The following is an 11878-nucleotide window of genomic DNA, read 5'->3' as shown; positions in this document are numbered from 1 at the left end:
CCCAGGGGCCAGCAAAAAGCACCACCCCACGACGGGCAGGACTCCGGCCGGAGCCCTGCCCGTTCGCATGTCCACAGGAGGCCCGCCATGTCGTCGGATCCGTCGGACGGCGCCGGCGACGGTGGCCGCCGCGCCGGGTCGTCCGGCCCGGCCCGGGACGACCGCCCGTCCGAGGGGACGCGAGGCGGCCCCCGTGCGCGGGGCGGCGGCGGGCGCGCGGGAGGCGACCGCCCCCGTCGTGACGACCGCGGCAGCGGAGATCGCCCGCGGGGCGGTCCCGACCGGCGCGCGGCCGGCGGCGACCCCCGGGGGCGTGAGGACTCCCGCGGAGGACCGCGCGGCGGCGAGAGCCGCCGTGACGACCGTGGCGGACGCGGCGGCGGTGGACGCCCGGACCGCGACCGTCCGTCCTCGGCCGGGCGGGGCCGGACCGATGACCGGAGCCGCAGGGACGACCGCGGCCCTGGCGGTGGAGCCGCCGGGGACGACCGGCCGCGCCGCGACGCCGGCGCACACCGTTCGGATCGCTCCGACCGGCCCGGCGCCCGGACCGACGGGCCGCGGGATGACCGTGGCCGCGACGACCGTCCCCGGTCCGATCGCCCGGATCGTGGTGGACCGCGTGACGGCCGGGCCGGCGACGGTGCGCGTCGGGGAGACCGTCCCCGCGACGACCGTCCCCGCGGTGACCGCAGCGGGGGCGACCGCCCGCGGAACGACCGCTCCCGCGACGACCGTGGGCCGGGCGACCGCGCGCGGAACGACCGGTCGCGCGGCGATCGATCCCGGAGTGACCGGCCCCGGGGTGACCGCCCCCAGGGTGACCGGCCCCAGGGCGGCGGACCACGGGGTGACCGGAGCGGGGGCGATCGCCCGCGCACCGACCGGTCTCCGGGCGACCGCGCCAGAAGTGACCGTCCCCGCGACGGCCGCCCCGGCGGTGGGCGGCCCGGCGACCGCGACGGCGGGCGCCGGGGTCCCGACCGTGGTCCCGAGCGCGGCCGCGACGATCGGCGTGCGCGCGCACGCGACGAGGGCGCCCACGGCAGGGAGACGCGCGAGGAGCGGCCGGTCGAGCGGCACCAGGACGCCGTCCCGCGTCCGGTCGCCCCGCCGTTGCCCGACGACGTCACCGCCGACCTGCTCGACCCCGAGGCCCGGCGCGACCTGCGCGGCCTCCCGAAGGACCTCGCCGACCTCGTGGCCCGTCATCTCGTGGCCGTCGGCGAGCTCGTCGACGACGAGCCGGAGGCGGCGCTCGCCCACGCGCGCTTCGCGCGACACCGGGCGAGCCGCGTCGCCATCGTGCGCGAGGCCTCGGGCCTCGCCGCGTACCACGCGGGGGAGTGGGCCGAGGCGCTCTCGGAGCTGCGCGCGAGCCGCCGGATGGGCGGCGACGGCCACCTGCCGGTGATGGCGGACGCCGAGCGCGCTCTGGGGCGCCCGGAGCGGGCGATCGAGCTCTCGCGCAGCCCGGAAGCCGCCGACCTCGCCACCGAGGACGCCGTCGAGCTGCTCATCGTGGTGTCCGGCGCGCGCCGGGACCTGGGCGAGGACGACGCCGCCGTCGTCGGCCTGCAGGTGCCCGAGCTCGACGCCACCCGCGAGGACCCGTGGGTGCCGCGGCTGTTCTACGCGTACGCCGAGGCGCTGCAGGCCGCCGGCCGCACCGACGACGCGGTCCGGGCCTTCCTCGACGCGGCCCGCACCGACGTCGAGGGCGAGACCGACGCGGAGGAGCGCGCGATCATGCTCGGCGTCGGCGCCCCCGAGGCCGACGAGGACACCGACCAGGACGCCGAGGCGACCGACACCGACGCGGACACCGACGAGGACGCCGACCAGGACGCCGACGAGGCGACCGACGCCGGCGACGTCGCCGAGGACAGCCCGTCCGGCGTGGCGGGGTCGTCGGGGTGACCGGGTACGACGCGCTGCTCGTCGACCTCGACGGCACGGTCTACCGGGGGCCGGAGGCGATCGAGGGCGCGGTCGAGAGCCTCGAGGCGGTGCGCCGGACCGCGACCGTCTCCTACGTCACCAACAACGCGTCGCGGGGCCCGGACGAGGTCGCCGACCAGCTGCGGTCCCTGGGGCTGTCGGTCGTGCCGGAGGACGTCGTCACCAGTGCGCAGGCCGGCGCGGCCGTCGTCGCCGGTCATTGCGCGCCAGGCGAGCCGGTGCTGGTCGTCGGGACCGAGGCGCTGGCCGAGGAGATCCGTCTCGTGGGCCTGACCCCGGTGCGGTCGGACGAGGACGCCCCGGTCGCGGTGGTGCAGGGGCACTCGCCCGACACGGGCTGGCGCATCCTCGCCGAGGCGGGTCTCGCCCTGAACCGCGGCGCCCACTGGGTGGCGTGCAACGTCGACCCGACGCTGCCGAACGAGCGCGGCCTCATGCCGGGGAACGGGTCGATGGTCGCGGCGCTGCGCACGGCCTCCGGGCGTGAGCCGGAGGTGGCCGGCAAGCCCGCCGCACCGCTGCTGCGGCAGGCCGTCGAGCGGGTCGGCGCGCGGCGCCCCTTGGTGATCGGCGACCGCCTCGACACCGACATCGCGGGCGGACACGCCATCGACGCCGACACCCTGCTCGTCCTCACGGGCGTCTCGACGGCCGCCGATCTGCTGCCCGCCGCGCCCGAGCACCGCCCGACCTTCCTGGGCGCCGACCTCACGGTCCTGGACGGCGACCTCGCGCCGACGAGCGTCACCACGGGCGACACCGCCGGCTGGAGCGCGCACCGGGCCGACGACGCCCTGGTGCTGAGCGCGGACGGGGACGACACCCGGGACGACACGGCCGCGGCGCTGCGGGCGCTGTGCCGCGTGGCGTGGGAGTCGGACGGGCATCCCGGGGTCCGCGCCGCGGACGACCGGGCCGCGAAGATGATCAGCGCGCTCGGCCTGCCCACGGGCTGACGCGTTAGCGTGGAGACGGCAGGGCCCACGACGTCGGGAGGACACGCGATGACCGTGCCCGGGCACGACGGCGGGCACGCGCCGTCGAGCGAGCCGGCCGACGCCCCGCCGACCGAGGTCGCGCCGTCCGCGGACAGCGCGCTGGACTCGCTGCGCGCGGCAGTCGGCGCCCTGCCGTGGGACGAGCAGGAGGAGCCCTTCGACGCGGCCGACCAGGCCACCCGGTTCGAGGCCGTGCACGACGCACTCGTCGCGGTGCTGGCCGACGTGGACCGGACCTGAGCACGGTGGCGCGGTCCACCGCCCGCCGGCTGCGTCTGGACGCCGAGCTGGTCCGGCGTGGCCTCGCGCGGTCGCGCGAGCACGCCGCCGGGCTCATCGCGGACGGCCGGGTGACGGTCGGCGGCACGGTGGCGACCAAGCCCGCGACGGCTGTCGAGACCGCCGCGGCCGTGGTCGTGCGCGACGACGTCGACGACCCGGGGTGGGCCTCGCGGGGCGCGGGCAAGCTGCTGGGCGCGCTCGAGGCGTTCGAGCCGCAGGGTCTCGCCGTCGAGGGCCGGCGCTGCCTCGACGCCGGCGCGTCCACCGGCGGGTTCACCGACGTGCTGCTCCGGCGCGGGGCGCGCGAGGTCGTCGCCGTCGACGTCGGCTACGGGCAGCTGGTGTGGGCGCTGCGGACCGACCAGCGGGTCGCCGTGCACGACCGGGTCAACGTCCGCACGCTCGGCCCCGGGGACATCGGCGGGCCGGTCGAGCTCGTCGTCGCCGACCTGTCGTTCATCTCGCTCGGGCTGGTGCTCGACGCGCTCGTCGCGTGCACCGTCCCGGGCGGCGACCTGGTGCCGATGGTCAAGCCGCAGTTCGAGGTCGGCCGGGACCGGCTGGGGTCCGGCGGCGTCGTGCGCGACCCGGCGCTGCGAGCCGAAGCGGTCCTCGGTGTCGTCGCGGCCGCCCGGGAGCGCGGGCTCGTGCTGCGCGACGTCGTCGCCAGCCCGCTTCCGGGCCCGTCGGGCAACGTCGAGTACTTCTGCTGGCTGCGCCGCGGTGTCGGGGAGGACGTGGACGAGGAGGCCCTGGTGCGGCGGGCCGTGGAGCGGGGACCGACGTGAGCACGACGAACGGAGGGGCGCCGGTGACCGGAGCCGTGGTCGGTGCGGGCACGCAGGTCGAGGGGGCCGGCGAGTCCGCCGAGGTGTCCGGGCCCCGGAACGCGCTGCTCGTGGTGCACACCGGCCGGGAGGCGACGCGCAAGGTCGCGTCGCAGGCGGCCCGGCGCCTCGGCGAGGCCGGCTTCGCGCTGCGGCTGCTCACCGACGAGTACGCGACGGCCGAGGGCCTCTTCGACGACCTGCCCGAGGACCTGCGTCCCCGGACGGTCGACGCGGACTCCGACGCCGCGCTCGGCATGGAGATCGTCCTGGTGCTCGGCGGCGACGGCACGCTGCTGCGCGCGGCCGAGCTCGCCCGGCACGCGCGAGTGCCGATGCTGGGGGTCAACCTCGGGCGCGTCGGGTTCCTGGCCGAGGCCGACACCGACGACCTCGAGGCCGTGCTGGAGGCCGTCGTCGGGCGCACGTACCGCGTCGAGGAGCGCATGACCGTCGACGTCGTCGCGCACCAGAACGGCACCGAGCTGGGCCGGACGTGGGCGCTCAACGAGGCGATCGTCGAGAAGATGAACTGGGCCCGGCTGCTCGACGTCGTGCTCGAGGTGGACGCACGTCCGGTGTCGGAGTTCGCCTGCGACGGGGTGCTGGTGGCGACGCCGACCGGCTCGACGGCCTACGCGTTCTCCGCGGGCGGACCGGTCGTGTGGCCCGAGGTGCAGGCGATGCTGCTGGTGCCGAGCAACGCGCACGCGCTGTTCGCCCGGCCGCTGGTGGTGTCGCCGGAGTCGACGGTGGCGCTCGAGGTGTCGAACCGCGGCGACGCCGGCGTCCTCGTCTGCGACGGGAGACGCACCATCGAGCTGCCGCCCGGCTCGCGGGTCGAGGTGGTCCGCGGGCGCAACCCGGTGCTGCTCGCGCGGCTGCGCGTCCAGCCGTTCACCGACCGGCTCGTGCGCAAGTTCGGTCTCCCGGTCCAGGGCTGGCGGGGGCGCCGTCGCTGACCCGCACGAGGGGTCGAGCTCCGCTTCGCTGCGCCTCCCGCCGACCGCCCGCCACCGACCGTTCGACCATGTGTTCGATCGGATCGGCGTGTTCGGCACCGGAGCGTCGGACGGGCCCGTTACCGTGAGGCCCGTGCTCGCCGAGCTGAGGATCCAGGGTCTCGGGGTGATCGAGGACGCGACCCTCGATCTGCACCCGGGGCTGACCGTGGTCACGGGGGAGACCGGGGCCGGCAAGACGATGGTGGTCACGGGGCTGCACCTGCTGGGTGGCGGCCGCGCCGACTCCTCGCGGGTGCGCCGCGGCGCCTCGCGGGCCATGGTCGAAGGCCGGTTCCTGCTGCCGCCGTCCGAGGACGCGGAGGAGGACGACACCGGGGACGCCGACGACGCCGACGACGCCGACGAGGCCGCCGTCCCGCGCTCGGCGCTGCGCCTGGCCGCCGACGCCGGAGCGGCGCTCGACGACGACGGCAGCCTCATCGCCGCCCGCACGGTGTCGGCCGACGGGCGGTCGCGAGCGCACCTGGGTGGGCGCTCGGTGCCGATGGCGGTGCTGGGCGACGTCACGAACGCGGCGCTCGCGGTCCACGGTCAGCACGAGGCGCTGCGACTGCTGCGCGCCGCCGAGCAGCGCGCCGTGCTGGACCGCTTCGCCGGCGCCGCCGTCGCCGATCCCCTGGCCGCCTACCGGCGCACCCGCGCGGCCTGGCGCCGGGCGGTCGCCGAGCTGGCCCGACGCCGCGACCAGGCCCGCGAGATGACGCGGGAGGCGGACATGCTCCGCCACGGCCTCACCGAGATCGAGGCGGTCGACCCGCAGCCCGGCGAGGACGCCGAGCTGGTGGCCGAGGCGCGCCGTCTCGCCGACGCCGACGAGCTGCGGGCCACGGCGTCCGCGGCCCTGGCCGCCCTGGCCGGCCCGCCCGACGGCACGGGGGAGGACCCGGACGCCGTGGGCCTGCTCGGGGAGGCGCGCCGGCGCCTGCAGGGCAGCGACGACCCGGCGCTGGCCGGGCTCGACCCGCGGCTCGCCGAGGCCGCCGCCCTGCTGGGCGACGCCGCCGCGGAGCTCACCGACTACCTCGAGCGCCTCGAGGCCGACCCGCAGCGCCTCGAGCACGTGCTCGAGCGCCAGGCCGCGCTCAAGGGCCTCACGCGCAAGTACGCCGCCGACGTCGACGGCGTGCTGGCGTGGGCGGAGTCGGCGCGTGCGCAGCTCGAGGGCCTCGACACGTCGGACGAGGCGCTGGCCGCCCTCGCAGCGGACGCCGACGCGCTCGCGGGCGAGCTCGCCGGGCACGCCGCGACGGTGTCAGCGGCGCGGCGCGAGGCCGCCGAGCGCTTCGGCGCCGCCGTGTCGGCCGAGCTCGACGGGCTGGCGATGGGCGCGGCCTCGGTGCAGATGGCGGTCGGGGTCAAGGAGGGCGGCGGCCAGGACGCCCTGGAGGTCGACGGACGCTCGGTCGTCGCCGGGCCCGACGGCGTGGACGAGGTCGAGCTGCTGCTCACCCCGCACGCCGGCGCGCCGGCGCTGCCCGTGCACAAGGGCGCGTCGGGCGGCGAGCTCTCGCGCGTGATGCTCGCGGTCGAGGTCGTGCTCGCGGGCGCGGACACCACGCCGACGCTGGTGTTCGACGAGGTCGACGCCGGGGTCGGCGGGCGGGCCGCGGTCGAGGTGGGGCGCAGGCTCGCCCGGCTGGCGGCCACCCACCAGGTCGTGGTGGTCACCCACCTCGCGCAGGTGGCGGCGTACGCCGACCGTCACCTCGTCGTCGACAAGGGCGGGCTGCAGGCGGTCGACGGCACCGACGGGGTCACCCGCAGTGCGGTGCGCCTGCTCGACGACGGCGAGCGGGTGGTCGAGCTCGCCCGCATGCTCGCGGGCACCGAGGAGACCGAGACCGGGCGCGCCCACGCCGAGGAGCTGATCGCCGCCGCGGCCGCCGACCGGACGGCCGCCGACGACGCGGGGGGCGGCGCCGCGCCGACCCCCATCGACCGCGGTGCGTCGACCACACGCCGTAGCGGGACACGCCGGAGTCGCCGGGCCGGGTGACCGGCGCGTTCCCGCCCGGCGCGTCGCCTCCGTCCACGCGCCCTCGCCGACGACCATCGAGGGCATGACTTCCGGCGGTCACGGCACGGGTGCGGGGTGGCGGGCATGAAGTGGCCACGGGGGCGCACGAAGGAGGCGCCGGCGGGGGTCGCCGGTCCGGCCCGCCTCGGCGGCCGGTCCGGCGGCGAGGTCTCCCCGGAGCTGCTGCGCCGGTTGGGCCGGGGCGACATCGCGGTGATCGACCAGGTCGACCTCGACCGCGCGACGGCCCACGCGCTGGTGGACGCGGGCGTCGCCGGGGTGATCAACGTGTCCCCGTCGATCTCCGGGCGCTACCCGAACCTCGGCCCGGAGATCCTCACCGACGCCGGGGTCGCGCTGGTCGACGACGTCGGTGACGGGGTCCTGCGCCGGGTGCGCGACGGTGCGCCGGTGCGCCTGCACGACGGCGGGGTCTACGTCGGCGAGCAGGAGGTCGCGCGCGGCTTCTCGCAGACCGCCGAGACGGTGGCCGATCAGCTCGGCGAGGCGCGGTGGGGGCTCGCCGCCCAGCTCGAGGCGTTCTCGGCGAACACCACCGAGTTCATGGGCCGTGAGCGGGGCATGCTGCTCGACGGTGTCGGCGTGCCGGGGCTGGAGACCGCCGTGCACGGCCGCTCGGTGCTCGTGGTCGCGCCCGGATCGGACCACGCGGCCGAGCTGCGACGGCTCAAGCACTTCGTGCGGGAGGAGCGGCCGGTCCTCGTGGGCGTCGGGTCCGGGGCCGAGAGCCTGCGCGCGGCCGGCTACACGCCCGCGGTGGTCGTCGGCACCGCCCTGGAGATCGACCCCGAGCTCGCCCGCAAGGCCGTGGACGTCGTGATCCCGGCCGACACCGACGGCCACATCGCCGGGCTCGCGCGGCTGCAGGACGCCGGCATCGACCCGCTGGGCTTCCCGTCGTCGGCCAACCCCGAGGACATGGCGCTGCTGCTGGCGCACCGGCACGGCGCCTCGCTGGTGGTCGCGTGCGGGTTCGACGCCACGCTCACCGGCTTCCTGGACCGCGGCCGGTCGGGGAGCAACCCGTCGACCGTGCTCACGCGCCTGCGCCTCGGCCCGACGCTCGTCGACTCCTCGGCCGTGGCCGCCCTGCACCGCCACCGGGTCACCACCGGGGCGGTGCTGCTCCTGCTGCTCGCCGTCGTCGCCGTCGGTGGGGCGGCGCTGCTCGCGAGCGGGCTGGCCGAGGCGATCGTGATGCTGCTACGGGAGGGCTGGGACGCCACCGTCTCCGCCGCTCGGGGGGTCGGGGGCTGATGTCACTGCGTTACCACGTCGTGTCGATCGCCGCGATCCTGCTGGCCCTGGCGCTGGGGGTGGTGCTCGGGGCCTCGGCGTTGTCCGGGCGCGTCCTCGGCGCGCTGACCTCCGACCGCGACGAGCTCGCGGCCCAGGTCGTGCAGCTCCGCGGGGACCGCGACGCGCTCGGCGACCGTCTCGGCGCCACCGAGCGTCTCGTCGCGGCGGGCGCACCCTCGACCGTGGCCGGGGTGCTGCCGGGGCGTCGCGTGGCGGTCCTCGCGGCCCCGGGGGCCGACCCGGGCGACGTGGAAGCGGTGACCGACCTCGTCGGCCGCGCCGGGGGGCGCGTGACGGGGCGCCTGGCGCTCACCGACGCCGCGACCGCCCCGGACCGCGCCGAGGCGCTGCGGGCGCTGGTGCCGCGGCTGCTGCCCGCCGGCGCCCAGCTGCCCACCACCACCGACACCGGCACGCTGACCGGCTCGCTGCTCGGCTCGCTGCTCGTCGCCCGGCCCGGACCGGCGGCGGAGCGCGCCACCGGCCCGGAGGCCTCGACCGCGCTGCGGGCGCTCGCCGACGCCGGCTACGTCCAGGGCCCGGACGCGCTCGACCCGGAACCCGCCGAGCTCGCGCTCGTCGTGGCCGGTGCGGGGACCGACGTCGCGCGCGACACGACGCTCGCCCGGCTCGCCGGGGCGATGGACCGGGTCGGCGCGGGCGCGGTGCTCGCCGGGCGGACCGGGGCGGGCGTCGTGTCGACCGTGCGCACCGACATGGCGCTGCGCAGCGGCCTGTCGACCGTCGACGGGCTGGAGGGCCCGGCGTCCCGGATCGCGACCGTGCTGGCCCTGCGCGAGCAGGCCGACGGGCGCACCGGCGTCTACGGACCGGCGGCGGGGACGTTCACCCCGCAGCCCGCCGCGGGGTGACGCGCCGCCCGGGTGTGGGGTCACCCGGGCGAGGAGGCGACGCGGTGTTACCGTGAGGTCCCGTGGATCGCGGAGTCTCCGATCGGAGAATCGCCCGAACGGCCCTCTCGAACATCATCCAGGGGGTCTGAGCATGCAGCCGCCGCGGACGACCAAGCACGTGTTCGTCACCGGAGGCGTCGCCTCGTCGCTGGGCAAGGGACTGACGGCGTCGAGCCTCGGCCAGCTGCTCACGGCGCGCGGCCTCCGGGTCACGATGCAGAAGCTCGACCCGTACCTCAACGTCGACCCCGGGACGATGAACCCGTTCCAGCACGGGGAGGTCTTCGTCACCGAGGACGGCGCCGAGACCGACCTCGACATCGGGCACTACGAGCGCTTCCTCGACCGGGATCTCTCGGCGCGCGCCAACGTGACGACGGGGCAGGTCTACTCGACCGTCATCGCCAAGGAGCGCCGCGGCGAGTACCTCGGTGACACCGTGCAGGTCATCCCGCACATCACCGACGAGATCAAGGCGCGGGTGCTGGCCATGAGGACGGCCGATCCCGCGCCGGACGTGGTGATCACCGAGGTCGGCGGCACGGTCGGCGACATCGAGTCGCTGCCGTTCCTCGAGGCCGCGCGCCAGCTGCGCCACGAGGTCGGCCGGGACAACTGCTTCTTCCTGCACGTCTCGCTCGTGCCGTTCCTCGCGCCGTCGGGTGAGCTCAAGACCAAGCCGACGCAGCACTCGGTGGCGGCGCTGCGCAACATCGGTATCCAGCCCGACGGGCTCGTGCTGCGCGCCGACCGGGACATCCCCGAGGACATGACGCGCAAGATCAGCCTGATGTGCGACGTCGAGGACGACGGCGTCGTCGCGTGCCCCGACGCGCCCTCGATCTACGACATCCCCAAGGTGCTGCACGGCGAGGGCCTCGACGCCTACGTCGTGCGCCGGCTCGGGCTGCCGTTCCGCGACGTCGACTGGACGGTCTGGGGCGACCTGCTCGACCGCGTGCACCACCCGAAGGAAACCGTCGACATCGCGATCGTCGGCAAGTACGTCGACCTGCCCGACGCCTACCTCTCGGTCACCGAGGCGCTGCGGGCGGGCGGGTTCGCCCACCGCGCCCGGGTCGCCGTCCGGTGGGTCGGGTCCGACGAGTGCGAGAGCGCGGCCGGCGCCGCCGCGGCGCTGCAGGGCGTCGACGGCATCCTCGTGCCCGGCGGGTTCGGCATCCGCGGGATCGAGGGCAAGGTCGGGGCGCTCGCCCACGCGCACCGCAACGGCATCCCCGCGCTCGGTCTCTGCCTCGGCCTGCAGTGCATGGTGATCCACGCGGCGCGGTCGATGGCCGGGCTCGAGGGCGCCAACTCCGCGGAGTTCGACGAGACGACCCCGCACCCGGTGATCTCGACGATGGCCGACCAGGCCGACGTCGTCGCCGGCGACCGGGACATGGGCGGCACGATGCGCCTCGGGTCGTGGCCCGCGGTGCTCGCCCCGGACACCGTCACCCGCGCCGCCTACGGCACCGGGAAGGTCACCGAGCGGCACCGCCACCGCTACGAGGTCAACAACGCCTACCGCGAGCGCCTCGGCGAGGCCGGCCTGGTGTTCTCCGGGACCTCGCCCGACGGCGGGCTCGTGGAGTTCGTCGAGCTGCCCCGCGACCAGCACCCGTTCTTCGTCGGCACGCAGGCGCACCCGGAGCTCAAGAGCCGCCCGACCCGGGCGCACCCGCTGTTCCGCGCGTTCGTCGCGGCGTCGCTGCGCCACGTCGCGTCCGGTCGCCTGGACCTGGACACCTCGGCCGTGCCCGACGAGCTCGACGGAGACGACACCGAGGCGCGCGTCGACGGTGTCGACATCCCGGCCGCGGCCTCGACGTGACGCCGCCGATCACCCCGGGCTCCCTGGACGACCCGCACGACGGGCGGCCGCCGCACGACTTCGCCGTCGTCTCCAGCGAGACGATCTACGAGGGTCCGATCTTCGCGCTGCGCCGCGACGACGTGCGGATGCCCGGCGGGCGGATCGCGGGGCGGGAGAAGGTCGAGCACTTCGGGGCCGTCGCCGTCGCCGCGCTCGACGAGGAGGACCGCCTCGTCATGATCTACCAGTACCGCCCCGCGCTCGGGCGACGCCTGTGGGAGATGCCGGCCGGGCTCCTCGACGACCCCGCCGAGGATCCGGTCGTGGCCGCGCAGCGCGAGCTGGTCGAGGAGGTCGGCATCGAGGCCGACCGGTGGGCGACGCTCGTCGACATCGCCGGCTGCCCCGGCTTCGCCGACGAGTCGGTGCGCGTGTTCCTCGCCCGCGGGCTGCGATCGGTGGAGCGCCCGGCCTCGGGTGACGACGAGGAGGCCGACCTGGTGATCCGCCGGGTGCCCCTCGACGACCTCGTCGCCGGCGCCATGTCGGGCGCCCTGGTCAACGGGCCGTGCGTCGCGGGCGTGTTCGCCGCCGCGGCGGTGCGCGACGGCCGCTTCACGCCCCGGCCGGTCGACGCCCCCTGGCTCGACCGGCCCGCCGAGTTCGCGGCGCGCCGGGCCGCCCGGCGCTGAGGGGTCGCAGCGAACGGGTATT

At 76.9% G+C, this 11878-nt stretch carries 11 protein-coding genes; 10 read left to right on the top strand and 1 reads right to left on the bottom strand.

Annotation, left to right across the window (positions count from 1 at the left end; genetic code table 11):
• On the bottom strand, positions 1–1266 hold a 1266-nt coding region (locus ACR9E3_RS32355; RefSeq protein WP_460385175.1), incomplete at its 3' end, for a DNA polymerase III subunit gamma/tau domain-containing protein.
• On the opposite strand from ACR9E3_RS32355, the gene ACR9E3_RS32350 reads away from it, so the two are divergent.
• From ACR9E3_RS32350 to ACR9E3_RS32305, 10 genes are all read left to right on the top strand, one after another.
• On the top strand, positions 1216–1920 hold the full coding sequence (locus ACR9E3_RS32350; protein WP_460385174.1) for a hypothetical protein: 705 nt from the start codon (positions 1216–1218) through the stop codon (positions 1918–1920). The two genes, ACR9E3_RS32355 and ACR9E3_RS32350, sit on opposite strands and share 51 nt — an antisense overlap.
• The gene (locus ACR9E3_RS32345) at positions 1917–2918 is read left to right on the top strand and encodes an HAD-IIA family hydrolase (RefSeq protein WP_460385172.1); all 1002 of its coding nucleotides are present in this window, start codon (positions 1917–1919) and stop codon (positions 2916–2918) included. Before ACR9E3_RS32350 ends, ACR9E3_RS32345 begins: the two co-directional genes overlap by 4 nt.
• Positions 2919–2966: 48 nt before the next feature.
• Positions 2967–3200: a hypothetical protein gene (locus ACR9E3_RS32340; RefSeq protein ID WP_460385171.1), complete on the top strand. Its 234-nt coding sequence runs from the start codon at positions 2967–2969 to the stop codon at positions 3198–3200.
• Between the two features lie 5 nt (positions 3201–3205).
• Complete coding sequence (locus ACR9E3_RS32335) at positions 3206–4030, top strand: TlyA family RNA methyltransferase (RefSeq protein WP_460385169.1); 825 nt, start codon at positions 3206–3208, stop codon at positions 4028–4030.
• Between the two features lie 83 nt (positions 4031–4113).
• Entirely contained in the window at positions 4114–5031 is a 918-nt protein-coding gene (locus ACR9E3_RS32330) for an NAD kinase (protein ID WP_285659409.1), read from the top strand.
• Positions 5032–5164: 133 nt separating this feature from the next.
• Positions 5165–7090 (top strand): DNA repair protein RecN, encoded by a 1926-nt coding sequence (recN, locus tag ACR9E3_RS32325; protein ID WP_460385168.1) that lies wholly within the window; start codon positions 5165–5167, stop codon positions 7088–7090.
• Positions 7091–7195: 105 nt separating this feature from the next.
• Positions 7196–8389 carry a putative cytokinetic ring protein SteA gene (steA, locus tag ACR9E3_RS32320; RefSeq protein WP_460385167.1) on the top strand — a complete coding sequence of 398 codons (1194 nt, stop codon included), beginning with the start codon at positions 7196–7198 and terminating at the stop codon, positions 8387–8389.
• A complete protein-coding gene (locus ACR9E3_RS32315) occupies positions 8389–9303 on the top strand; it encodes a copper transporter (RefSeq protein WP_460385166.1) in 915 nt (304 codons plus the stop codon). The genes steA and ACR9E3_RS32315 overlap by 1 nt, the downstream gene beginning before the upstream one ends.
• 127 nt (positions 9304–9430) lie before the next feature.
• Positions 9431–11182 (top strand): CTP synthase, encoded by a 1752-nt coding sequence (locus ACR9E3_RS32310; RefSeq protein ID WP_460385176.1) that lies wholly within the window; start codon positions 9431–9433, stop codon positions 11180–11182.
• Entirely contained in the window at positions 11179–11856 is a 678-nt protein-coding gene (locus ACR9E3_RS32305) for an NUDIX domain-containing protein (protein WP_460385165.1), read from the top strand. The genes ACR9E3_RS32310 and ACR9E3_RS32305 overlap by 4 nt, the downstream gene beginning before the upstream one ends.
• Positions 11857–11878 lie beyond the last annotated feature (22 nt).

The sequence above is a fragment of the Actinomycetospora sp. C-140 genome (assembly GCF_054796175.1).
Note: the sequence above shows the minus strand (reverse complement) of the source record. Positions and strands in the feature narration are given on the sequence as shown.